21 protein-coding genes are annotated in these 23,496 nt (G+C 67.8%); 8 read left to right on the forward strand and 13 right to left on the reverse strand.

The features are described from left to right. Nucleotides 1-78 precede the first annotated feature (78 nt). Nucleotides 79-1,104: an NAD-dependent epimerase/dehydratase family protein gene (locus ACQPZQ_RS17215; RefSeq protein WP_433296898.1), complete on the forward strand. Its 1,026-nt coding sequence runs from the start codon at nucleotides 79-81 to the stop codon at nucleotides 1,102-1,104. Between the two features lie 122 nt (nucleotides 1,105-1,226). Next, a complete protein-coding gene (locus ACQPZQ_RS17220; RefSeq protein ID WP_433296900.1) occupies nucleotides 1,227-1,886 on the forward strand; it encodes a pyridoxine/pyridoxamine 5'-phosphate oxidase in 660 nt (219 codons plus the stop codon). A 76-nt stretch (nucleotides 1,887-1,962) separates the two neighbouring features. Here the strand turns inward: ACQPZQ_RS17220 and ACQPZQ_RS17225 are convergent, their stop codons facing one another. Next, nucleotides 1,963-2,409: a hypothetical protein gene (locus ACQPZQ_RS17225; protein ID WP_433296902.1), complete on the reverse strand. Its 447-nt coding sequence runs from the start codon at nucleotides 2,407-2,409 to the stop codon at nucleotides 1,963-1,965. Nucleotides 2,410-2,700: 291 nt separating this feature from the next. Between ACQPZQ_RS17225 and ACQPZQ_RS17230 the strand changes: the two genes are divergently transcribed. Further along, nucleotides 2,701-3,546, forward strand: a complete 846-nt coding sequence (locus ACQPZQ_RS17230) for an SDR family NAD(P)-dependent oxidoreductase (protein WP_433296904.1) — start codon at nucleotides 2,701-2,703, stop codon at nucleotides 3,544-3,546. A gap of 112 nt (nucleotides 3,547-3,658) precedes the next feature. Here the strand turns inward: ACQPZQ_RS17230 and ACQPZQ_RS17235 are convergent, their stop codons facing one another. The 3 genes from ACQPZQ_RS17235 to ACQPZQ_RS17245 all read right to left on the reverse strand — a co-directional run bounded on the left by ACQPZQ_RS17235 (nucleotide 3,659) and on the right by ACQPZQ_RS17245 (nucleotide 6,177). Next, nucleotides 3,659-4,975 carry an ATP-binding protein gene (locus ACQPZQ_RS17235; RefSeq protein ID WP_433296906.1) on the reverse strand — a complete coding sequence of 439 codons (1,317 nt, stop codon included), beginning with the start codon at nucleotides 4,973-4,975 and terminating at the stop codon, nucleotides 3,659-3,661. 55 nt (nucleotides 4,976-5,030) lie between these two features. Beyond that, on the reverse strand, nucleotides 5,031-5,327 hold the full coding sequence (locus ACQPZQ_RS17240) for a hypothetical protein (RefSeq protein ID WP_433296908.1): 297 nt from the start codon (nucleotides 5,325-5,327) through the stop codon (nucleotides 5,031-5,033). Nucleotides 5,328-5,472: 145 nt separating this feature from the next. Continuing rightward, complete coding sequence (locus ACQPZQ_RS17245) at nucleotides 5,473-6,177, reverse strand: response regulator transcription factor (protein WP_433299253.1); 705 nt, start codon at nucleotides 6,175-6,177, stop codon at nucleotides 5,473-5,475. Between the two features lie 456 nt (nucleotides 6,178-6,633). Here ACQPZQ_RS17245 and ACQPZQ_RS17250 point away from each other — a divergent pair, with 456 nt between their 5' ends. Both ACQPZQ_RS17250 and ACQPZQ_RS17255 read left to right on the forward strand, forming a co-directional pair. Next, nucleotides 6,634-7,443 carry a COG4705 family protein gene (locus ACQPZQ_RS17250; RefSeq protein ID WP_433296910.1) on the forward strand — a complete coding sequence of 270 codons (810 nt, stop codon included), beginning with the start codon at nucleotides 6,634-6,636 and terminating at the stop codon, nucleotides 7,441-7,443. A gap of 38 nt (nucleotides 7,444-7,481) precedes the next feature. Continuing rightward, on the forward strand, nucleotides 7,482-7,883 hold the full coding sequence (locus ACQPZQ_RS17255; protein ID WP_433296912.1) for a hypothetical protein: 402 nt from the start codon (nucleotides 7,482-7,484) through the stop codon (nucleotides 7,881-7,883). On the opposite strand, the gene ACQPZQ_RS17260 is transcribed toward ACQPZQ_RS17255, so the two are convergent. The 6 genes from ACQPZQ_RS17260 to ACQPZQ_RS17285 form a co-directional block, all read right to left on the reverse strand. Continuing rightward, nucleotides 7,884-10,493, reverse strand: a complete 2,610-nt coding sequence (locus ACQPZQ_RS17260; protein ID WP_433296914.1) for an HAD hydrolase family protein — start codon at nucleotides 10,491-10,493, stop codon at nucleotides 7,884-7,886. Nucleotides 10,494-10,942: 449 nt separating this feature from the next. Further along, nucleotides 10,943-11,635: a hypothetical protein gene (locus ACQPZQ_RS17265; protein WP_433296916.1), complete on the reverse strand. Its 693-nt coding sequence runs from the start codon at nucleotides 11,633-11,635 to the stop codon at nucleotides 10,943-10,945. Between the two features lie 355 nt (nucleotides 11,636-11,990). Then, nucleotides 11,991-12,431: a hypothetical protein gene (locus tag ACQPZQ_RS17270; protein ID WP_433296918.1), complete on the reverse strand. Its 441-nt coding sequence runs from the start codon at nucleotides 12,429-12,431 to the stop codon at nucleotides 11,991-11,993. Between the two features lie 155 nt (nucleotides 12,432-12,586). Beyond that, complete coding sequence (locus tag ACQPZQ_RS17275) at nucleotides 12,587-13,294, reverse strand: alpha/beta fold hydrolase (RefSeq protein WP_433296920.1); 708 nt, start codon at nucleotides 13,292-13,294, stop codon at nucleotides 12,587-12,589. 399 nt (nucleotides 13,295-13,693) lie between these two features. Next, nucleotides 13,694-14,380 carry a haloacid dehalogenase type II gene (locus ACQPZQ_RS17280; protein WP_433296922.1) on the reverse strand — a complete coding sequence of 229 codons (687 nt, stop codon included), beginning with the start codon at nucleotides 14,378-14,380 and terminating at the stop codon, nucleotides 13,694-13,696. A 308-nt stretch (nucleotides 14,381-14,688) separates the two neighbouring features. Next, nucleotides 14,689-15,174: a peroxiredoxin family protein gene (locus ACQPZQ_RS17285; protein ID WP_433296925.1), complete on the reverse strand. Its 486-nt coding sequence runs from the start codon at nucleotides 15,172-15,174 to the stop codon at nucleotides 14,689-14,691. Nucleotides 15,175-15,914: 740 nt separating this feature from the next. Between ACQPZQ_RS17285 and ACQPZQ_RS17290 the strand changes: the two genes are divergently transcribed. After that, complete coding sequence (locus ACQPZQ_RS17290) at nucleotides 15,915-16,055, forward strand: hypothetical protein (protein WP_433296928.1); 141 nt, start codon at nucleotides 15,915-15,917, stop codon at nucleotides 16,053-16,055. Between the two features lie 87 nt (nucleotides 16,056-16,142). After that, nucleotides 16,143-16,850 carry a DUF899 domain-containing protein gene (locus ACQPZQ_RS17295; RefSeq protein ID WP_433296930.1) on the forward strand — a complete coding sequence of 236 codons (708 nt, stop codon included), beginning with the start codon at nucleotides 16,143-16,145 and terminating at the stop codon, nucleotides 16,848-16,850. A 1-nt stretch (nucleotide 16,851) separates the two neighbouring features. On the opposite strand, the gene ACQPZQ_RS17300 is transcribed toward ACQPZQ_RS17295, so the two are convergent. After that, nucleotides 16,852-17,178 carry a DUF6300 family protein gene (locus ACQPZQ_RS17300; protein ID WP_433296932.1) on the reverse strand — a complete coding sequence of 109 codons (327 nt, stop codon included), beginning with the start codon at nucleotides 17,176-17,178 and terminating at the stop codon, nucleotides 16,852-16,854. Then, on the reverse strand, nucleotides 17,178-20,741 hold the full coding sequence (dnaE, locus tag ACQPZQ_RS17305; protein ID WP_433296934.1) for a DNA polymerase III subunit alpha: 3,564 nt from the start codon (nucleotides 20,739-20,741) through the stop codon (nucleotides 17,178-17,180). Before dnaE ends, ACQPZQ_RS17300 begins: the two co-directional genes overlap by 1 nt. A gap of 390 nt (nucleotides 20,742-21,131) precedes the next feature. Between dnaE and ACQPZQ_RS17310 the strand changes: the two genes are divergently transcribed. Further along, a complete protein-coding gene (locus tag ACQPZQ_RS17310; RefSeq protein ID WP_433296936.1) occupies nucleotides 21,132-22,742 on the forward strand; it encodes an ABC transporter substrate-binding protein in 1,611 nt (536 codons plus the stop codon). A gap of 577 nt (nucleotides 22,743-23,319) precedes the next feature. On the opposite strand, the gene ACQPZQ_RS17315 is transcribed toward ACQPZQ_RS17310, so the two are convergent. Continuing rightward, nucleotides 23,320-23,442 carry a hypothetical protein gene (locus ACQPZQ_RS17315; RefSeq protein WP_433296938.1) on the reverse strand — a complete coding sequence of 41 codons (123 nt, stop codon included), beginning with the start codon at nucleotides 23,440-23,442 and terminating at the stop codon, nucleotides 23,320-23,322. Nucleotides 23,443-23,496 lie beyond the last annotated feature (54 nt).

Below are 23,496 nucleotides of genomic sequence, written 5' to 3' on the forward strand. Positions count from 1 at the left end.
TCGCGGAGAGCTCTCCGCTAGTTTTCGATATCGCGGAGAGTGCTCCGCATTATGGCCTTTTCAGGGGATGACACCAGCATGAACGACGTCAAGCAGCGGGTCCTCGTGACCGGCGGCACCGGCTATCTGGCCGGTTGGTGCATCGCCATGTTGTTGGAGCAGGGCTACCGGGTGCGCACGACTGTCCGCTCGGCGGCGCGCGAGCAGGCGGTCCGCGACGGGGTGTCGACGATCGTCGACCCGGGGGACCGGCTGGAGTTCGCAGTCGCCGACCTGACCGCCGACGCGGGCTGGGGCGGCGCGGTCGCGGGGTGCGAGCACGTGCTGCACGTCGCGTCGCCACTCGGCGACGAGAATCCGCGCGACGCGGACAGACTGATCGCCCCGGCGCGCGACGGCGCGCTGCGCGTGCTGCGGGCCGCGACGGCGGCCGGGGTGAGGCGGGTCGTCATGACGTCGGCTGCCAATGCGGCCAGCCCGGCGTCCTACACGGCGGACGGGTGCACCGACGAGACACTATGGACCCTCGACCATCCGTCGCTGCCGGCGTACCGGCGCTCGAAGACGCTCGCCGAACGGGCTGCCTGGGACTTCATGGCCGGTCACGCCGGACCCACGACACTGGCGACGGTCTTGCCGGGTGCGGTGTTCGGGCCGCTCCTGAGCACGGCGAACCTGGGGTCGGTGCGAATCGTGCAAAGGCTCCTGCAGGGGCGCATGCCCGGGGTGCCCCGGATCGGGCTGGAGGTGGTCGACGTCCGTGACGTCGCCGACCTCCACCTACGGGCCATGATCGCCCCCGCCGCGGCAGGCGAGCGGTTCCTCGGAACCGGTGAGTTCATGTGGATGCGGGAGATCGCCGCGGCGTTGCGGGCCGGGCTCGGCGACGCCGGGACGGGGGTGCCGACCCGCCAGCTTCCCGACGTCGCCGTCCGGTTGGCGGCGGTGGTGGACCGGTCGCTGCGGCCGATCATGCCGGGCCTCGGCCGGCGCAACCGGCACAGCACGGAGAAGGCCCGCCGGATCCTGGGTTGGCAGCCACGCCCGGCGGCGGACGTCGTCGTGGACTGCGCGCGCAGCCTCCTCGAGCACAAGATCGTCTGACGCGACCGCGGGCACGATCGGTGTGACCTGATCGAACCACGCTTCCACCGCAGGAGCCGACATCGCCGGCCCGCAACCGGACCGCGTCGCAGAGTGGTGTCCCGTCAGTAGGGTCGTTGCCCATGGGGGATATGACGTCCGCCGCGAGCTTGCGGCGCCTACCTTCACTTGCCGGGCCGTTGCCGGTGTTCGATCCGGACGCTGCGCCGCCCGATCCGGATCTGCTGTTCGCGGAGTGGTTGGCGGCGGCGGTCGATGCGGGAGTCGTCGAGCCGCACGCGATGACGCTGTCGACCGTGGATCCGTCGGGTCGGCCAACGGCACGTGTGCTGATCCTGAAATACCTGGACGCGGGGCATTGGGCGTTCGCGTCGGGCTCGGAGAGCCGCAAGGGCAAGGAGTTGGCGAACACGCCGTGGGCGGCGTTGACGTTCTACTGGCCATCGCTCGGTCGGCAGGTCCGGGTTCGTGGCCTCGTGAGTGTGGCGAATGCCGAGGACAGCGCGGCGGACTTCATGGCCCGCTCGGCGGGGGCGCGGGGCGTCGGCCTGCTCGGCAACCAGAGCGAGCCGGTGGCGAGCCTCGCCGAACGCGACCGCGCACTCGACGCGTCCACCGAGCTCGCCATCGCCGAGCCGGCACATGTGGCTCCCGGGTGGACGGTGTACAGACTGGAGGCGGACGAGGTGGAGTTCTGGCAGGGCGAGGAGCGGCGCAGGCACGTCCGGCTCGTCTACACCCGTGCCGGCGATGGATGGCGGCGCGGTCTGCTCTGGCCGTAGCCGGCAGATGTATCGACCCGAGCGATGCTTCTCCCGCCGCGGCATGCGCCCCGCCGCCGCGGTGCGAGGCTGTAATTCAGTGGGGTGGCCGCCGGGGACGGGCCCCCAAACGGTCGAAGAGTTCTTGGACGCGCCGTTGCCGCTCCGCGTGGGTGGCCGCTGATTCACCCGGCGCAGGCTGTACGAGCCCGGCCACCTGGTCGCGCAGCTCGGCGCGCTCCTGTGACGTGCCATAACGTGGCGGCCTGTCCCACGCGACCTCATAGTGGATGTGCAGGTCGTCGCTACTCGGCGGAATGGAGAATGCGACGTGCTGGCCGACACGTGGGGCGACGTGCCGCGGCACGCTCGTTATGGTTGAGACGGCGAACGGCTCCCGCCCACCACTGTGGATCTCCAGGTCGAGCGAGACCATGCCGGCGGCACGGCGCCCCACCCTGGTGATCACTGCCCACTGCTCGCCGGTAGCGGCCGCATGCTGGACGAACTTGCGGATGAACCTCCAGTGCTCGCGCAGGCCCACTCCGGCACTCCGTTTCTGTCGGATCGAGTGATCTCGGGCGCGGGCGCCCGCGAGAATCAGACTAACGACGCTATCCGGTGAAGCGTGACAGTGAGGTGATCTCAGCACGATCGGCGTAGCCCGTCGACCTGCCGAGGCGTGACCGGCGAGCCAGAATTTCTTGCCCGATAGGGTCAACTGTTCCCGAGCGAGCGGGTGTCTCGACATATTTTTGTGAGCGTGCCGCCTGATCTTCAGCTTGTTTTCAGTTTCTCAGTGTCGTTTCAGGAGTCCTCAATAGCGTTCCCGGTCATGTCTACTGCAATCGTCACGGGTGGGAACACCGGACTCGGCGCCGCCTTCGCACAACATCTGGCGTCCCAGGGGCACAACCTCGTTCTCGTCGCGCGTGACCGGGAGAGGCTGAATGCGGTGGCCACACGGCTTCGCGTCGAGCACGGTGTGGAGGTGGAGGTCCTGCCCGCCGACCTCGCTGTGCCTGGCGAGCGCGCGATCGTCGAGCAGCGGCTCGACGGCACGATGGGCGAGCCGGTGGACATCCTCGTCAACAATGCCGGCGTAGGAACTCACGACTTGTTCGACGAGGCGTCCCCTGCGGATCTTCAGGCCGAGGTCGATCTCAACATCACCGCGGTGCTGCAGCTGACACGTGCGGCACTGCCCGGCATGATTCGACGCCGCCACGGTGTCGTCATCAACGTCGGCAGCTTCGCCGGTTACCTGGGAGCACCCGGTTCGGCCTACAGCGCCAGCAAGGCATGGGTGTTGAGCTTCACCGACTCCGTCGCCGCGTCGTTGCCCGGCACGGGCGTGCGGGCCATCGCGATCTGTCCGGGCCGAATACGCACGGGCAGGCACCTCCGAGCCGGAAGGCCGGTGGGCTCGTCGAGATCACCGCTGTGGCTGGAACCGGCCGACGTCGTCGACCGCTGCCTCAGCGACCTGCGAAAGCAGCGGACGCTCAGCGTTCCGGGCGGCCTTTACCGGTCCCTCGTCACCCTGCTCGAGCTACCCCGCCGCTCGCTCCGCTTGGCGGCGCGCCTGGCTCGCCGCGGCCGGGAACAGAAGGTGCAGCGCGTGTGCGGGGTGAGGAAGGTAGAGGACAGGACGGACGACTCGCGGCCCTCGTCTCGGTAACCGGCCTACCTGCGGAGCGGTTGGGCGCGATAGACGATTCGGACGTGGTCGAGCCGTCCACCGTTGCCGCCGCGCCGTTGCTCCTGGCGAGATCACTGCGTGACGGGCCGGATCAGCCGTAGGACGGCTCGGCTGAGGACCGCGGGGTCTCGGGATCGTGGTCGGCGGCGGGTAGCAGGAGAGTGAAGGTCGGCGGTGCGGGCTGCGTGAGCGCGAGCCGCCCGCCCTCGGCCTCGGCGAGGCTGCGGGCGAGCGCCAGCCCGATGCCGTGCCCGCTCGCCCGGCCGGACCGGCGCTCGAACAGCTCGGCGATCGGAACCGCGATGCCCTTGCCCTGGTCGGAGACGTCGAAGGCGACCGCTCCACCCGCGTCGCGGACGGCGACCGAGACCACGCCGTCGCCGTGGCGCACGGCGTTGTCGATCAACACCGTGAGAACCTGGCGGACCGCTGCGGCCGACGCGGCGGCGGCCGGTACCGCGGGCTCGACGTTCACCAGCATGTCCCGGCCGGTGTTGACCAGCGCAGGCCGCCAGTGCCGGTCGAGGTCGGTGAGGAGCTGGTCCGGGTCGAGCTCGGCGCGGTCGGTCCTGGTGTCGCGGGCGAGCGCCAGCAGGTCGTCGATCGTGCGCTGGAGACCCTCGGCGGCGTGCACGGCGTCCGTCATCGCGACACGGGAGTCCTGGCACGGGTCGTCGAGCGCGGACTCGAGGGTGAGCCGGAGCCCGGCGAGCGGGGTGCGGAGCTGGTGTGAGGCGTCGGTGGTGAAAGCACGTTCGCGCGCGACGAGGTTGCCGAGCCGGTCGGCAGTGGTGTCCAGGTCCTCGCCGACGGAGTCGATCTCCTGAATGCCCACGCGGGGTGCGCGTGCGGTGAAGTCGCCGTCGCCGAGGCGGCGGGCGGCAGCGGAGAGCTGTTCGAGCGGGCCCGCGAGACGGCCCGCCTGGCGGTGCGCCACCACCCGTACCGTGGCCACCGCGGTCGCGGCGAGAGCGAGCATGGCTCCCCACACCAGCGCGACCTGCCCGTAGACCTCGCTCGGTGAGCTGTACACCCTGATCGCTCCGGCGCGCGGGTCGTTGCCGATCACCTGGATGGCGACGGTGCCGTCGTCGTTGTCGGCGCTCGTGCCGGCGAGGGCCTCGGAGACGGACTTGTCGGCGACGGTGGGTCCGGTGCCGAGGATGCGGTGGCCGGAACGGTCGTAGAGAGCGACGTCCGCCTGCTCCGACGAGGTCGGTAGATGAGGTGCGTTGCCGCGCGCGAGATCCACGGCGACGGTGAGAGCGGCGACGGTGGCGACCTGGTCCAGCTCGCTTTGCTCATCGTCGGCGAGGTAGCTGACGACGACCCCGGCCAGGGGCAACCCGAACAGTGCGATCGCGAGTACTGCTGCGGCGAGGGTGAGGACGATGATCCGTTTCCGCACGGGCGTTCGGCCTCCAGGGGTGTTCGGGGTGACACACAGGGCCTGCGAGACCCGGTCAGTGCGGACTCAGCGGGTCGACGGAGTGCAGCGCGGCGATCAGCAGCACAGTGGCTGCAGCCGCGAACAGCACGATATGCACTACGGCGCGCAGGTAGGCCGCTCGATCGGACACGTCACGGCCCGGCGTGGTGAGAAGGGCCACCACGCCGTCCAGTTCCCGGCGGGTGCGGGCCCGGTAGGTGGTCGAGAGCAGCCGCCCGGCGTCCCGGACCCCGATACGTCCGTCGTCGACGGCGCATCGTACGAGTTCGGCCGCTTGTCTTTGATCGTCTCCACTCGGATGGACGGTCATGCGGCGGCCTGGCCGTGCCGCGCCTTCGTGGGCGCCGCAATCGCGTACAGCACGATGACCTGCACGAATGAGACGCTACTGACCTGCAGGTTCAGGTCGCCCTCCAGACAGGCAAGCAGCCGGCAAAATCAGAGCTGTTCCCGGATCAGGACGTGGGCGGGGCGTCGAGCCGGTAGCCGTGTCCGCGCAGCGTCACGATCATCGGGACATCCGCGCCCTCGGGCGCAGTCGACAGGTGGCGGCGCAGCGCCGCCATGTGCACGTCGAGCGTCTTGGTGGAGCCCACCCAATGTTCGTCCCAGACGTCGGACATCAGCGTGTCCCGGCTCACGGCAACACCTGGCTGGGCCGCGAGCCTGGCGAGCAGCTCGAATTCCTTGGCGCGCAGCGGCAGGTCGCGGCCGGCGAGGGTGACGCGGCGGCCGGCGTGGTCGACGACGAGATCACCCAGCCGGGTCGGTCCGCTCACGTCGGCGTGTGCGATCGACTCCCCGCGACGCAGATGGGCGCGGATACGGGCGTGCAGTTCGGCGAGCCGCACGGGTTTGGTCAGGTAGTCGTCGGCGCCGGCTTCGAGGCCGATGATCACGTCCATTTCCTCGTCGCGCGCGGTCAGCATGACGATGACGGCGTCGGCCTGCGCGGTGCGCAGCTCCCTGCAGACCGCGAGGCCGTCCAGGTCTGGCAGGCCCAGGTCGAGCAGGACGAGGTCGAAGCTGCTCCGCCCGGCTTCGCGCAGCGCCCCTTTCCCGGTCGGCATCAGGCTGACCTCATGGGCGTGCGCGGTCAGGCTCCTTTGGAGTGCCTGGCCGATCATCTCGTCGTCCTCCACCACAAGCAGTCGTGCCATACAGCGAGCTAACCACGGCAAACGCAGGCCTGGGCGTCTCGGAAACTCGACCGAACTTCTTGCCCAGCGCTTACCTGCGTTTGGCGTGGGCCGATAGCCGTGACTTCTGGCTGCGCCGTGGCCGGCCACGGCCATCCTGCCGGCGGTTCGTCCCGGTGGTCCGCACGGTGCTCAACCCGCCGGTTTCGCCTCCAGTCGACAATATGCGAGACCGCCGGGCGCGGGAATTGTGGTGGATCTAGCCTGCCGATACTGCTGCCTTGCCTGTTCCTAACGTCGGGCCGCTAGCTTCGATATCGCAGTCGGGTCAGCCCGCACTGATTCCGGGCGTCATTGCGAGACGTGTTCCTCGCGGCCACCGTTTGTCCGACCCGCTGATATGGGTGAGTGAACACGACGTGCCGTCATGTCCCGTGTGGGCGAAAAAGTGAAAACGGGTGAGCATGGGAGTAATACGTGGGTATCAACGTGTGCCGGCCAGAGTCGTTCGTGGCGAAATTACCGCTCATCACCGCCCTTTTCTGGGTGATGAAGATCCTCGCCACCACGCTCGGTGAGACCGGTGGTGACGTCGTCGGGCAGACCCTCGACCTGGGCTACCTGGCAGGTATAGGGATCTTCGTCGGCTTCCTCGTGATCGTGCTGGCACTACAGCTGCGGGTGCGTACCTTCCACCCGGTCCTGTTCTGGGCGGTCATTCTGGCCACCAGCCTGGTCGGCACCGAGATCTCCGACTACATCAACGACACCCTCGGACTCGGCTACGGGACCGGTGCGCTCATCCTGATCGCCGCCCTGGTCGTGGTGCTGGTGGTGTGGCGGTTCACCGGCGACACAATGCAGGTCGAGCGAATCGAATCCCGCAAGGACGAGTCGCTCTACTGGATCGCCACCCTCATCTCCAACACCCTCGGCACCTCAACCGGCGACTACCTGGCCCACGACAACAGCGGCCTCGGCGCCGGGTACATCACCAGCACGGTCATCATCAGCGCGGCACTACTGGTTCTGCTCGGCGCCCACTACCTCACGCCGATCTCCGGCACCCTGATCTTCTGGGCCGCCTATGTGCTGACCCGGCCACTCGGCGCCAACGCAGGCAACACCCTGAGCAAGGCGCGCGACCAGGGCGGACTGGGCATCGGCACCTACGGTGCCTCCGCAGTACTGCTCGGCCTTCTGGTGATCTGCCTGTGCTACCAGATCTTCACCCGGCGCCGACAAACCCGAGTACTGGCCGAGACGGGCTCTCCACAGGCCGCGTGACACGCGGAGATGTGGTCCGTGTATCGAACGGTCACGAGATGGTTCCCGACCCAGCCCCGGAAACGTCCTCAGCGTCCGTTCAGCACGCGGCCAATATGGTCTGTACCTGCTGCTCGTCGCAACTTGGGGTGCTGATGGGCGCGGCTTGCTGCCGTTCGCGCACGGAGGCTGAATTGGGATTGATAAAGGATTTCTCCGGTTTGCCGGATCCGTCCAGCGTCCCCGTGACGCGCATCGAGGTTCTCGATTTCGTCGCCGACGCTTTCGTGGGGGAGGCGGTCAACCGTGCCACCCTGCTGCGTACCGCCGGCGCGGCGGACGCCCGTCCGGAGCTGTTGCGTCTGCTCGAGCAGTTGCCGGAGTTCGAGGTGACCGAGCTCGATCAGCTCTGGACGGTTCTCGACGTGCCGGAGGATCTGTCCGGGATCGATGAGACGTGATCATCGCTCGGTGGCCGCCATGATCAGCCGAACAGATGGATCTGTCACCCGGTGCCCGCTCCCCGCGGACCGGATGGCATTCGTCGCCGATCGCAGCACCGCGCCGGGCAGCCCTCTCCGTCCGCCGCTCTGCGCGTCGAGGATCGCCAGCAGCGTCGCAGTCTCCCGGCTCGATGGTGCGGGTCGGCACTGCGGGCACGCACCGACCCGGTGCCCGAGCACACGAGCCGCAGCCTCGGCCAGGCCGGCGGCGTACGCAGACCTCAGCACCTGCACGCCCGCCGCGGCACGGACGGTGTCATCGCCGTTGGCGGGAGCGCAGGCATGCCGGGCAAGGGCGAACATGGGGACGTCCGAGGCCGAGTCGCCGACCGCGAGGTGCACGGGGGCGGCACCGGTCAGTCGTGCCAGCTGCGCCAGTCCGCTGGCTTTGTCGATGGTGGCGGCGACGATGTCGGTCTGTCCGAGTCCCGGGATGATCCGCAGCCGCTGCCGGTCCGTCCCGAGAGCAGTGAGAACTGTGTCCAGTGTGGACGCCGGCACCGGACCGCGGCGTGCTCCAGCGCGGTAGGCGCGAACGCTGAACCTGAAGTCGTCGTCGACAGTGACGTCCGGTGCCGAGCGCAACAGGTCACGCAGCCGGTCGACCAGCTCCTGGTCGTCCGGGGGCAGCAGGGATCGGACGTGCCGGTCCAGGTGGGTGTAGGTCACGGCGCCGTACTCCGCGACCCCACCGGCGAGGTCGAAGATCTCACAGCGCTCGCGCACCTCGTCCAGGCTGCGGCCGGTCACCGGCACCGGCCGATAACCATGCGCGGCCAGCGCGCGCAGGGCGGTGACCGCGGTGGGGGTGATCGCGGAGAAGCCGAACGCGCCGGCCTCGAGCACTCCGTCGATGTCAATGGCGCACAGCGGACCGTCGGCGGGCGGGCCGAGGGCGGGCAGGCGCTCGGCGAGGTAACGGGCCACGGCCCGTGAGGACGCCCGCTGGTTTCTCGTCCTCCCTGAATCCGGATCCTGCAGATGTACCAGCTGGTAGAGCAGGAACCGCTCCGGATCGACCGGGTGGGCAGCCTGCAGCGCCGCGACGAATGTGCCGTTGCGTCCGCCGGGATCCACACCGGCGAGGTCGAAGCTGGGGTCGTAGCAGCTGCGGTCCTGGTTGGAGAACGCCCGGACGTCGGCCGTGATCTTCTGCAGGGCACCGTCGACGCGGAACCAGTGATCCAAGCCGGTCGCCCCGTCGACCACCGACGGCCGGGTTGCGCGACAGAGCCTGCGCACGGCCGGGTCCAGTACGGGCAGGCGCAGCGCGAGGCCGGCCCGCCCGTAGCCGGTCGACAGGAGCCGGGTCGCGATCTCCCAGACGGGCTGTCTCCCGGACATCTGGAGGCTGCGATCGGCGACAGCCGGCAGGGCGGCGGCCCGTGCGGTGACGTAGGCGGCGTAAGCGGGGGCGTCGGCGGGATCGGCCACGGTGACGCGGTCGGACTCGCCGACCCACTCGCGGAACACGAGCCCGTTCCGTACGCCGTAGATGTGCGGAACGTGATCCGGTACGGCGGCGGCCACCGCCAGCGCGTGGCGCCCCAGGTAACCGATTCCCGTGCCGAGCACGCCGATGAGCCGCTGGTCGCCGTCGAGGGTCCGGACCCGGTACGTCGCCCGGAGGTGTTTGCGCCCGGAGCCGTTCACGGTGTCAGCGGGAAGGCGCTCGGCGTCGGTGAACGTCTCACCCGTGAGGCAGGACAACGCCTCCAGGATCGCGTCCGGAGTGAGCAACCTGTGCACCGCCCACCTCGTGAACGGCAGCTCCACGCGGGCGATGTCAGCGAGCGGACCGGGGACCGCGCCGTCGAACAGTGGCAGCAACAGCGTGATCACCGCGGCAGGTGCACCAGAGGATGTCAGGAGGTCGACCACCGACCGGAGCGCGGCCCCGGATCCTGGCGGGTCGTCCACCACTGCCACCGTGCCGCCTGCGGCGAGCACTCTGCGAAGAGCGCCCCGGTCGGCCGGCAGCAGCGGATGGCCGGGACGTGCTGTGATCGTGACCGCCTCCGTGCCCAGAGCGTGCAGTGCTGCCGCGACCAGCGGGGCGAGGTAGCTGCCGGAGGTGCGCACACCGACGACGAGGACCGGCCGTCCTGAGACGCTCGGGGCGTAGGCCTCCGCCAGGCGCGCAGTGTCGGCGGGCTGCATGTCGAAGCTCCGGAAGCACCCAGGCATGCGCAGCAGCTCCCGACGGAGCCGGGCAGGCAAGCCCGGCATCAGTTCGCGCAGCGCCCGCGCCATCGTCACCGCGTGCCGCCGGTGCTTCTCGCTCAGCCCGTCGCCCATCACAGCGCCGGCCAGATCGTCTCGCAGCTGCCGCGCCATCGTGCACCACGAGATGGCTGCATGTTCCCGGGGCCGCCGCAAGTGCTCTGCCGCACCGGCCAGGGCACGCAGCGCCCACGATCCTGTGCCGCCGATCGCGCCGGCCGCGCGCCGCAGCGTCAGAGTGTCCCGCTGCAGGTGGTCCTCGACGATCTGGACGGCACCAGCGGAGAGCAGGAAAGCATCCAGGATCTGGTTCTGCTCCAGGCGCTCGAGCAGGTGCGTGCTCACGGTCGCGATGTCGATCAGGAGATCCGTGAGAAGCAGTCCATCCGATTCACGACGAACTGGATATTTGTTGGTGCTCTGTCTCGCCCGCAAATGCACGGCCGGGACCGTAGCACCATAAAAAGGTAAAGAAATCTTAAACTCAGCGAAAATTCAGGATGTCCCGAGAGTGACGTATGCAGGTTAGTCGAGAGGCGGGAAGATTGATCAACGAGGGGGCTCGGTTCGGATGCGACAAGGCACTTCGCCCCGGGCGTGCTCGGTGGCGAAGTGGGACCATCTGCGTCGCGGCCCGGCCCGCGCCCGCGCGGAGAAGGTCGGCTGGTCGCCTCGCGCGGCGTGGGTGTCGAGGTCGTCGGCCGCCCGTCACCGGCAAGTGCAGGCTCATTGCGGGCTTCGGCGCCGGCTGGGCCGGAGGAGTTCAGGTGAACCGGGATCGCGCCGTGACCGTCCTATGTGGGGGTGTCCTCGGACCCATCGCGCAAGTTCTTCAGGAAACGTCGCACTGCAAGTACTGCAGCCCCAAGTCCCGCCGCGATCAAAGCGATCTTGTCCCAGTTGGTGTCCCACCAGATGTAGACGTTCTGCAGGAACGTTGAGGTGACGTGAAGGTCCGTTTCGAGCATGACCACCTGGGACGCGGGTGACTCGCCGGCGGGTAGGACATAGCCGCCGCCGACAACCGCGACCGCGGGCCGAAGCTCAAGCCTCAGGGCATGGTCGCCCGGCTGCTTCCCCGTGACCGTCCACGCCCACTGAAGCTTGCCTGTCTCATCGAACTCCTGCAGCTGCCAGTCGCTCTTGTCGACTTCTGCGGAACTGGTCGTGCTCACGAGCCGTGCGCCAAGGCCGCATCGCACCTCCAGCGGGACGTCGGAATACGGCACGCCGTCGGGGAGACGCTCGCGAAGCTGAGATCCGCCGCTGACATCAATTCCGGCAATATAGCTGACCGATTCGTCCAGCTTGACGCTGAGCTCCTTTGGATAGAGCGCCTGACCTCGCTGCCAACTGTCGACATTCTGCCTGCATTGCTCAACGAATTCACTCAGTGCGCGACTATCCGACCTTGGCTGTGCAGAGGGGTCTGCCGGATATGGAGAGGCGCCGCAGGCGGCGACTCCGAATAGTCCGATGCAAGCCATCAAGAACAGTCCGGCAACGGTTATCCGCGCCGACCTTCTCAGCCTCATAGTAGGCGCCCCCCAGTGTTATGCGGAGGGTACCGGCTTTGTTACTCCTGGACCATGCACGTTCACGTGCGGGCTTCGGCACCGACTCTCATCCGTGAGTACGGCGCGCGGGACGCGCAACTCGTCCGCGGTGAGGCGCCGCTGGGACGTCCTCGGCGGTGCCGCAGTGTGGTGATGCAGATGCCGGGCGTCGGCAGGCAGCCGGCGAGGCTTCCGGTGTGGTTTCGCGGTGCAGGAGTCGGTTGCCGACGCGTTGCAGCTGTAGGCCGATGTCGAGGTTGCCGTCGTCGGGTTCGGGGCTGCTGGCTCAGGTCCGCTCGAAGGTGAGGTCGAAGTCCTTGCGCCATGTCTTGCCGGCGTCCTCGGAAGCCTCCCACCGACCGACGATCCGGTCCTTGTCGACGTCGGCGATGAAACGCTGGTGAAAGTCGGGGTCCTCGCGGGCCATTGTCCAGTGCCCACCATCGAAGGTCATGGCGTACTGGCGGCAGACGCCGCGGTCGTCGTGGTAGAGGGCGACGAACCGGTCGTTCGGGTCGCTGCGTCCGAGGACAAGGCTCATCTCGGAGTGCGCGTGCTGTCCTCCGCCGAACTCCGACCGCACGACGAGGAATGACTCCCCGAGCCACTCGATCGCGGTCATACCCGGCACCGTGGTGCCCGGCGGTTCGAGGAACCATGCGTCCGACAACGTGGTCGTCCATCGGCCGACGAGCCCATCGAGCTTCTCGAGTTCGGTGTTGCGCACCGGTTCCTCCGCTCTGTCCGATCCGCGCGCGACCTTAGCCGGGCCGGGGCGCCCGCAGCCAGAACGAGGGCCAGGCCGCAGCCATGGGACGGCCCCACAGCACGTTGCGTGGCACAACTCGCGATGTCGTTGTCAACGATCATTCCGGGAGCGCCTCAGTGTCCGAGGCTCTGGGCGGCCTCGGAGAGGACCTCGGTGACGACCTCCGGCCGGGTGATCAGTGGTGCGTGGTCAACTTCGTGGATACGGGTGTGAGCGTGACTGCGTTCGGCCATGAACTTCTGGGTGTCAGGGTTGATCATTCGGTCTTCGTCGGCGATGAGGAACCATGTGGGAACGTCTTTCCACCTGGGCCTTGGGACCGGCTCCTGGATGCACGCGACGGCGATGGGGCGCTGGACCGCGGCTAGCACGGCATGTTCTTGGGCAGTTGCGTGCTGTGCGAACGCTGTGGCAAAGGCGCTGGTGGGGAGCCAGATCCAGCCATCGTTGTCGGGTTCGAGCTCTGGTGCCTGAGGGTGCGGGGGGTCGCGGTAGAAGACGTCGGCGACGGTTTCGCCCTCGTCGGGAGCCAAAGCGGCGACGTAGACCAGGGCCTGAACGCGCGGGTGACTTGTTGCGCCGATGACGCCGCCCGCGTAGGCGTGGCCGGCAAGAACGACGGGTCCTTCGGTTCGGTCGATGGCACGCGTCACCGCGTTCACGTCGTCGTCGAGCGAGGTCAACGGGATGGGTGCGGCGGTGACGGCGACTCCCGATTGCTGAAGATCGCAAATAACTCGACTCCAGCTCGACCCGTCGGCCCATGCTCCGTGGACGAGAACGACAGTGCGAATATTCGGACTGTTCGAATGTGGATTCATCTCCGGGATGCTGGCACGCCGTCATGCATGGGTCAACGCTTTCGCTCGTGACGATCAGGCGCCCGTCTGGCCAGGACTTCCTCGAGGCACAACCGGGCCGGGCCCGAGGCCGATAATCATGGCAACCGCTCGAGGTGATTTCTCCGAAAGCTAATACTCCTCCTGATTGCCGGTTCGATGAGCCCGCCCGCCACGGCGTCCACACGGCTGCCAGCCTTTCGTGGCAGTGGAACGCGTAGCCGCGTGATCGATCGCCGCCCGGCCCTTTGGAACGCGTCGGCGTCCCCGCTTCCGCGCAGCCATCGGCAGGTGGCTGATCGCTACATGAGGGGCGCCGAGCGTTGACCTGTTCTACGCGGCATGGCGGCGCTGTCCACCGCCTTCGCGCTACGCGCCGACCTATTGCGATACCGGTCGATCTTCGGCGGCGAGGATCTCGTCCACCACTGCAGTGATGTCCTTGCCGACGATCTGCGGCTGCTCCCCGATCGGGCTCATGACCATGCCGGGCCGGGCGACGAACGCTGCCCGGCAGTGCGCGGCCAGCGCACCGGAGACGTCCCAGGAGTGCGCGGCTACCAGCCATACGTCGGAGTTCGGCACGCCGAACCGGCGCGCTACCGCGTTGTAAGGCGCGGGGGCGGGCTTGAGTCGGCGCACGCTGTCGGCTGAGATCACGGCTGTGAAGTAGTCCCGGATGCCGGCGTTGGCGAGCTGCGCCTCGCCGACGGATTCGACGGAGTTCACCAGTGCGACCGCAGTCAGGCCGGACGTCTTCAGCTTCGCCAGTGCCGCGGGCACTTCGGGATGTGGCGGCAGCGACTCCATCCGGCCGACCATTGTCCGCACGTCCTCGTCGGAGACCGCGACACCCTGCCGTTGGGCCAGCATCCGCATGGCCGCCTGTTGTGCGGTGCTGAAGTCGACGTACTGATCGGTCAGGCCGCCGACGAAGGACAGCTGCAGCATCTGGGCGAACCACTGCGCCCGGAGTGCCGCAGACCCGAACAGTCGCTCGAAGTGCGGGTCGAGGGCTCGGAGATCGAGCAGTGTCTCGTTGACGTCGAACGCGACAACGGTGGCCACTAGATGTGATGTCCTCTCTCGAATGTTCGCCGCGAGGAGCGGAGAACGGCGGCGACCGGTCGATGACGTATGGCGGCTGCTCGTCGGTCACTCGCTGGTCGGATGTGGGTATGGACTAGCCGAGCACGGAAGCCATCAGCACAACGTCGTTCGCGGTAGCTCGGCCCGGGCATCGACGTCGCCTGGTGAGCGGTCGCAGCGCGTCAGCAACGCCTCCGGGGTGATGTCGAGAGTGGCGTTCGTCGATGCCCGTACGCGTTGTCGTTGCCGGGCTGATGGCGGAGGCCGCCGTCCCATCGGGCCGAGGCTCACAACCGTCCCGCGTGTTCCCGCCGATAGCGGAGAAGCCCGACGACGTCCTCGGGGACCAGCCGTCCGATGGCGCTGCTGGAATAGACGCTGACGACGACGGCGCCGGTCTGGTCGAGCACGAAGCCCGTGGACTCGAGGTGGCCGCGCTCCTCGTTGACGAACGCACCGGTCGCTGCGGCGATTGCGTAGGCGTCCGCGCTGTGGCCGATCGGGAAACGAAGCCGGTGCTTGTCGATCAGGGTCAGAGCGGTCGCCTCATCGTCGACCGAGAGCGCGACGACGGCGGCGTCGACCTCGGCGAGACTGTCGTGGGCCCGTTCGAAGGCGCGTAGCTGGGCGTTGCAGTACGGGCACCAGGAGCCGCGGTAGAAGAGGACGACGCCGTTACGGCCGCTCAGTGCGTCGGGAAGCTGCAGCGTGCCGCCTCCGGCGACTTCCACCGACAGTGAGGGGAACTTGTCGCCGGGTTTGAGCAGGGTCATGACTTCTCCTTCGAGGGAGCTTCCAGATCTGGCCGCCGTTGGGGCTGGCACGGGTGCGCGACGAGGGGGAGCCCTCGGGCGTGACGAGTGCGCCTTCGGCGTATACGTGAACGATTCGCTGGTGCGGGCTCTCGCCGATCTCTGCCGGCTCCTGGTTCAGGATTCAGCCTGCACGTCACGGTCTCGACGGCCGATGAACGGTAGGCGTTGACGGTGACGCCGGAGCCGGTGGCCAGGTCAGGGCCACGACGCATTGCGTGCAAGTCCACGAGATTGATGGTGATCGCCCTCGACCATTCGCCCAGGCGACGCTCTGGGTTCGAGCATGATCACCGAAGTGCTCGCCCCACGACGGCGCCGAGACCGCACAGCTCGTCCATGCTCTCCCCTGATCGTGACTGGATCGCTCACTCCATTTCTAGCCGTCCGATTCTGGATCGTCAACTCCAGTATCGGAACGTTCGATCGGGATCTCCCGGCCCCGCGCGTGGATTGCCCTGGCCGTCCGCCGACCGCCGCGGCAAGTGCCCCGCGCAGCGATGCGTGGTCCTGGACGGCGGGCGGCACTGATCGGACCGACTGGTCGGTCGGTTCGAACGCCTGCAGGTGGCTGGCCAGAGGGAGCCGGCCCGCTGACGAGTTGGCGCACCGCGACGGACGAAGTCCCGCTGACCGCCCACGGCCGTGACGCGCCAGATCTGGTCAATCGGCTTGCGGCGAACTGTCTCGTGCATATGCCGATGCGGTTCCCGGAGGGCTATCTCGTCACCGCAGACGCCCTGTGCGGCATCAACCCGATCTACGGCCAAGGCGTGACCGTGGCTGCGCTGGAGGCCCGCCTGCTCCAGGAGGATCACGATGATCTCTCTCGACGAGTCTGACTCCGCGGCCGATGAGTTCGTCTTCCGGGCGCGGTCTATACCGGCACAGCTCGAGCCGGGAAGACGCCGTGATCAGTGAGGGAGCCCATGACCAGCAACGCATTACCACCGGTCGTCGACGCCGACACGTGGCAGCGCGAACTCGACGTGCTGCGCGCCCGGGAGAAGGCCGCGACCCGAGAGCTCGATGCGATCGCCGCGCAACGCCGACGTATGCCGATGGTCAAGATGCCGGACTACACCCTGGAGGGGGAGGAGGGGCCGGTCCGGCTGGCGGAGATCTTCGGCGCGACATCGCAGCTGATCGTCTACAACCACATGTGGTTCCCGGGTGAGAAGTGGCAGTGCCCGGGCTGCACGGGGTTCACCGCGCAGTTCACCCGGTTGGACATCTTGAACAACTTCGACGCCCGGTTCGTCATCGTCACCCAAGGTCCGATCGACGAGGCACTTGCGTACAAGCGGCTGGTCGGGAACACCATGACCTGGTATTCGACGGCGAACAGTGCGTTCGGTACCGACGTGGGCGCACCGCCGGGCGGCGGTTTCGCTGTCAACGTGTTCCTCCGCGACGGCGATACTGTTTATCGCACCTGGCACACCAACGGCCGCGGCACCGAACAGCTCAGCCACAGCTTCGCGTTGATCGATCTGTTGCCGTACGGGCGGCAGGAGGTGTGGCAGGACTCGCCTGACGGCTGGCCGCAGGGGCCCACGTACGGCCGGTGGGCCGAGTCCCAGGACATCGCCGCGCTCTATGGTCCGTCGGAGGCACGGAACACGATCACGTCGTGAGTCAGGTGTCGATCTCGTCGCCGGTGTCCTGCTCGCATGGGATCGGCTGGTGGGCGACGCGGTCGACCCACTCCGCGAGGAGCGCGGCCACCGAGGTCACGGTCTCGTCGGTGACGGTTTCGTGGACGGCGAAGAAGGCCAGCAAGCCCTGTGCGTTCGGAGTGTCGCGATCGCATCCGGCGCACAGCCCCACGCTGCGGGTCCCTTCGACGTGGGAGCCGTCAGCGAGGGTCAGCGGATGCGATGTGCGCGCGACGAGCATCAAGGGCTTGTCGCAGCGGTGGCAGCAGCGCCCGCCGGCGACGTCGACCTCGATCTCCGGCGACACTAGGACGCGACCGCGATCCCCGGGATGTGTTTGAGCTCCCCCAGCAGAGCGGAGGAGACCGTCACCGAGAATCCGTCGATCGCGAGTGGCGTCTCCCGGTTCCGGTAGCACAGCACCAGCGTGAGGGGAGTGTTGCCTGCGTGTGCGACGAGTGCCGACTTCAGCTCTGAGACCACCGAGTGGTCCAGCTTCAAAGCGTCGGCCTTGAGCACGAGCGGTGGCTCTCCCATGCCCGCCTGCGCGGCGGCGACGTCGAGGGTGATGATCCCCGACGCGAAGATCGACATGCGCTGCTCGTCGCGGATGTTCACCCGTCCCTTGACCGCGACGGCCGAGTCGGCGACGAGGTCCTCGTGCATCGCCAGGTACGACTTCGGGAAGAACAGCACTTCGATGGCGGCGTCGAGGTCTTCGATCGTGACGATCGCCCAAGGCTCGCCCTTCTTGTTCACCCGGCGGTCGACGGAGACGATCATGCCCGCGATGGCGACCTCGCCCTCCTTGGGCGGGTCGTCGAGGATCGCGGCGATGGGCCGGGGGGCGTGCTTGCGCAGGATCCGTTCGGTGCCGTCGAGGGGATGCGCGGAGACGTAGAGCCCGAGCATCTCGCGCTCGTAGGCGAGCATCTGCTTGCGCGGCCACTCTTCGTCGTCGATCTTCAGGTGCGCGAGGGGTGAGTGCTCGGCGGGCGCCGGTTCGTCACCCATGCCGCCGAAGAGGTCGAACTGGCCTCGCTCCTCGTGGCGCTTGAGGTTGGTGACGGCGTCGACGGCATCCTCGTGGACCATGAGCAGCGACTTGCGTGGCTGGTCGAACGAGTCGAACGCGCCTGCTTTGATCAGCGACTCGATGGTGCGCTTGTTGCAGCAGACCAGGCTGACCTTCTCGAGGAAGTCGGTGAAGGAGGTGAACCGGCCCTTGTTCTTGCGGGTCTCGATGATGGCTTCGACGACGTTGGCGCCGACGTTGCGGACCGCTCCGAGCCCGAAGCGGATGTCGCCGCCGACCGCGGAGAACCACAGGTCGGAGTCGTTGACGTCCGGGGGGAGGACCTTGATGCCCATCCGGCGGCACTCGGCGAGGTAGACGGCCGACTTGTCCTTGTTGTCGCCGATCGACGTCAGCTGGGCGGCCATGAACTCGACCGGGTAGTTGGCCTTCAGATAGGCCGTCCAGTAGGCGACCAGGCCGTAGCCGGCGGTGTGGGACTTGTTGAAGGCGTATCCGGCGAAGGGCAGCATGACGTCCCAGAGCGTCTGGCACGCCTCCTCCGAGAAGCTCTTGCCGGTCATGCCGGCGCTGAACCCCTCGAACTCCTTCTCGATGATCTCCTTCTTCTTCTTGCCCATCGCGCGCCGCAGCAGGTCGGCCTGGCCGAGGCTGTACCCGGCGAGCTGCTGCGCGATGGCCATCACCTGCTCCTGGTAGACCAGCAGGTGATAGGTCTCGCCGAGGATCGGGTCGAGCGCGTCCTGGAGCTCCGGGTGGATGGGAGTGATCTTCTGTCGGCCGTTCGAGCGCTCCGCGTAGTCCATGTGCGCGTTCGCGGCCATCGGGCCCGGCCGGTACAGCGCGAGCGCCGCGGCGATGTCACCGAAGTGCGTGGGCGCCATGGCCTTGAGCAGCGTCCGCATCCCACCGCCGTCGAGCTGGAACACCCCGAGCGTGTCACCGCGGGAGAGGAGCTCGTAGGTCTTCTTGTCGTCCAGCTTGAGCGTCGGCAAGTCGATCTCGGTGCTGTGGTTCGCGGCGACCGCCTTCACCGCGTCGTCGACGACGGTGAGGGTGCGCAGCCCGAGGAAGTCCATCTTCAGCAGGCCGATGTCCTCACACGATGGGAAGTCCCATCCGGTGATGACCGATCCGTCGTCGCGCTTCCACAGCGGGATGACATCCAGCAGCGGCTCGGAGGAGAGGATCACCGCGCAGGCGTGCACACCGGCGTTGCGGACCAGGCCTTCCAGCCCGCGCGCTGTGCCCATGATCCTGCCGACCTCGGGGTCGGTCTCGGAGAGGGTTCGGACCTCCGCGGCTTCGGCGTAACGCTCGTGGCTCGGGTCGAAGATGCCGGAAAGCGGGATGTCCTTCGCCGCGATCGGCGGCGGCAGTGCCTTCGAGATCCGGTCCGCGATGGCGAAACCAGGTTGCCCGTGCAGAACTCGGGCGGAGTCCTTGAGCGCGGCCTTGGTCTTGATCGTGCCGAAGGTGATGACCTGGGCGACGTTCTCCTCGCCCCACTTGTCGACGGTGTAGCGCATCACCTCGCCGCGCCGGCGTTCGTCGAAGTCCAGGTCGATGTCCGGAGGGCTGACCCGCTCCGGGTTGAGGAACCGCTCGAAGATGAGCTTGTGCTCGATCGGGTCCAGATCGGTGATGTGCAGAATGTAGGCGACCAGCGAGCCGGTGGCCGAGCCGCGGCCCGGCCCCACGGCGATCTTCTGTGACTTGGCCCAGCGAACCAGGTCGCCGACCACCAGGAAGTAGCCAGGGAACCCCATCTTCGAGATCACGCTCAGTTCGATCTCGATACGTTCCTTGTATTCCGCGGTCAACCCGTCGGGGAACCGCGACGGCGTGTACTTCTCGACGTCCGCGCGCAGCAGATCGTCTTCCGTCTCGCCGGGCTGAAGAGGGAATCTCGGCATCCGGTCGATCTCGGCATAGACCTCGGTGTACGATTCGACGCGCTCAGCGATCAGCAGCGTACTGTCGGCCGCGCCAGGAACTTCTTTGTCCCAGTATTCGCGCATGTCCGCCGCGCTCTTGAGATAGTAGCCGTCGCCGTCGAACTTGAATCGGTTCGGATCATCGAGGGTCTTGCCCGACTGTACGCAGAGCAGAGCGGAATGCGCTTCGGCCTGATCCTGTGTGACGTAATGCGAGTCATTCGTGGCGAGCGGCGGCAGGTTGAGCTTCTTTGCGACCCCGAGGAGACCCTCGCGGACGGAGCGCTCGATCGGGAGGCCGTGGTCCATGAGCTCGAGGAAGAAGTTCTCGGCCCCGAAGATGTCGCGGTAGTCGCTCGCCGCCTGCAGCGCGGCTTCCTCCTGGCCGAGACGCAGCCTGGTCTGTACCTCCCCGGATGGGCAGCCCGTCGTCGCGATGATCCCCTCGGCGTATTGCGCGACGAGCTCACGGTCCATGCGCGGCTTGCGGTAGTAGCCCTCGAACGAAGCAAGGCTGGACAGCTTGAACAGGTTCCGCAGACCCGTGGCGTTGCGGGCCAGCATCGTCATGTGCGTGTATGCGCCCGCGCCCGAGACGTCGCCACCCTCGCCGAACTCGTCGGAACCACGCTGCGACGCCTGACCCCAGAATATGGGTTTCTTGATGTGGCGGCTGGCCGGTGCGAGATACGCCTCGATACCGATGATCGGCTTGACGCTGCTCTTCGTCGCGCGTCGATAGAATTCCGCGGACCCGTACATGTTTCCATGGTCGGTCATTGCCACCGCTGGCATGCCGAGCCGCTCGGCCTCGCCGAACAGCGCATTTACCTTCGCCGCGCCGTCGAGCATCGAGTACTCGGTGTGCACATGCAGGTGAACAAATGAATCCGCCACAGGCCCCATCTCTCCCTCTCGCCGCCGGACAGTTCTACCAGGCCATCACCCCCGGGCCGCCCAGGTCCCGGCGCGCGTCGCCGCAACCACCTGTGCTGCAGCCCTCGCCCGCTGGACGGGGATCACAAGAGGCCGGCCGGCGGGTGGGACGCTCACGGCCGCGCCGGCCGAGGAACCGCTGATGGACCGCGCTGGGCGGCCCCTCGCTCAGCACGGACAGTCGAGGGTCGCGACCAGGGTTCGCCGCAGGTTCGCGTCGGTTCGGCCCGCGACACGGGACGGTGGGCGCACGTATCGCCAGGAAAGTGTGCGCGCAGCCGTTGGGGCAGGCGGCCGGTGATGGCGGACGCTCGGGAACGGATCCGCGGTGGACTCGACGAGGAGGACCCGATGCTCTGGAGATCTCGTGCGCTGAGGACGTGCGCCGCGCTGGCGGCCGCGGTCGTCCTTGCCGCCTGTGGGGCGGTCGGCGCCAACCAGGGCGGCGCGGACGGTCGGCCTCCACTACAGGCCATGCGCCCCTACGGCGGCGACCCTGCCACCGAGGGGGAGCCCCGCCGCGGCGGCACCCTGGTCATCGGCAACGACCGCGAAGTCGTGAGCTTCGACCCGACCGTGCAGAACGGCAACGCGGTGGCCATGGCGGTGTACGACCTGCTGCTGCGGCTGACACCCGAGGGCAAGGTCGAGCCGTACCTCGCCAAGTCGATGGAGACCACCGACGACGGGCGCACCTGGGTGATGGGCCTGCGCGAGGGAGTGCTGTTCTCCGACGGGACGCCGTTGGACGCCAATGCGGTGATCGTCAACACCCAGCGACACATCGACGCGCCTGCCTCGCCCGCGGCCGTGTACGCGAAGCAGATCACCGCGATGAGGGCTCTCGATCCGCTCACCGTCGAGTTCACGCTGGCGGCGCCGCTCGGAGACTTCCCGGTGGTGTTCACCGGGTCGATCTTCGCCGGGACACTGGGCATGATCATCTCGCCTGCCGCGCTCGCGCAGTACGGCGACGACATCGGCAACCACCCGGTCGGGGCCGGCCCGTTCAAGGTCACGAGCTGGCAGCGGGACAACCGGATGGAGCTCACCCGCAACGAGCACTACTGGCAGCCGGGCTTGCCGCGCCTGGACGGGCTGGAGTTCCGGCCGCTGTCGGACACCGAGACCCGTTACGCCTCGATGGTCAACGGAGACGTGGACCTGATCTACGGGGGCTACAACACCGAGCTGGTCCGGGCCTACGCCGACCCGAAGTTCACCGTCTACTACGGGCCGGGAAGCGCGGGGTTCTTCTTCACCTTCAACTTCGCCCGCAAGCCGTTCGACGACCGGCGCATGCGGGAGGCGGCCGTGCGCGCGATCGACCTACGGGCCCTGGCCGCGAGCCAGTACGGCAACCAACTGGTCGGCTCGGACAGCCTCTTCGAGGCCAGCAGCCCGTATCACACCGAAGCCGCGTCGGACCTGTGGCCGCAGTACGACCCGGAGCAGGCTCGCCGGCTGGTGCAGGAGTACGTGGCCGACGGCGGCAGTCCACACATCACGTTCACGACCAGTCGCAGCGAGGTCTCGCTCGGCGAGTTCGTGCAGGCGCAACTGTCCGCCGTCGGGATGCAGGTCGACGTGGAGTTCTTCGACCTGGCCGAGTTCACGTCCCGGGTGCTGCAGGGCGGTGACTTCCAGCTGATCAGCAACCTCGCCCCGGTGGACTACCCGTTCCCGGCCATCGCGCGCCTGCTGGGAACGAACGGTGCGATCAACTTCGGGAAGTACTCCAACCCGGAGGTGGACCGGCTGCTCGACGAGGCTGCGTCCACTCTCGACCCTGGCGTGAAGACGAAGGCGTACCAGGAGGTCGAGCGGCTGGTCAACGAGGACATCGGGCTGCTGTTCCTCAGCCGCAGCTATGCGTCGACGATCACGAAACCGGAGGTGAAGGGGATCGACCGGACCATCGGCCGCGACATCTTCTTCGCCACGACGTGGCTGGACCGGTGAGGGCAACCACTCCCGGTCAGGTCGTCGGACGCCGCGTCCGGCGTGGCGGATCGTGCTCGATGTGCGCGAAGCGATCGACCGCAATCCCCGCCGACGCGCGAGGCGGCTCGTCCGGGTGAACCGCGGCGCTCGCAGGACCCCCCGCCCTGCGAGCGCCGTGGCACTCCCTCCTCGAGGGTTGAAGAAACGGTCCGAGCGGTGGGCTTGAATTGTGTGCTCGCCGCCATGAAAGTTGAGCGCTTCCCGGGGATCGGCGCACCTGGTAATTCGATTGCCGGCGTGACCTCGTCGATAACTGCTCGGAACGACGGACGCCCGCCGCCGTCGTCGGCCCGGTGGTCGCCGGGCGATTTTTCACGTGTCATCGAGGGCAGTGGCTGCGTCTTCCATGTCCTCCATGGCCCAGACGGCACCGGAGCCGATGCCTCGGGAGCTGAAGAAGATGCCCCCTGAGGGTTATTGTCGGCTGACGGGGGCGACCCGAGGCTCGTAACGAGGACTGCATCGGGATTTCGCAAGGACTGGGGGAGTAGCGGTAGATCTGTACGATTTCGGCAGATGTTCGGAGGAACTCGAATCAGGCATTCCGGTCGTCGAACTCGAGCGACACCAGCGTAGCCGCGCCGGCCCAGTTCGGGCCGTGGAGCACGACGACGATCGGCTCGGTCATCGCGGCCGTGACAAGGAGGGTGGTCAGCACGTCCAGGAGGCGGAACGCGGTGCGTCGGACGCGGGGGCCGAACGGAGTGTAATT

Source organism: Pseudonocardia sp. CA-142604 (assembly GCF_050948475.1).
GTDB lineage: Bacteria > Actinomycetota > Actinomycetes > Mycobacteriales > Pseudonocardiaceae > Pseudonocardia > Pseudonocardia alaniniphila.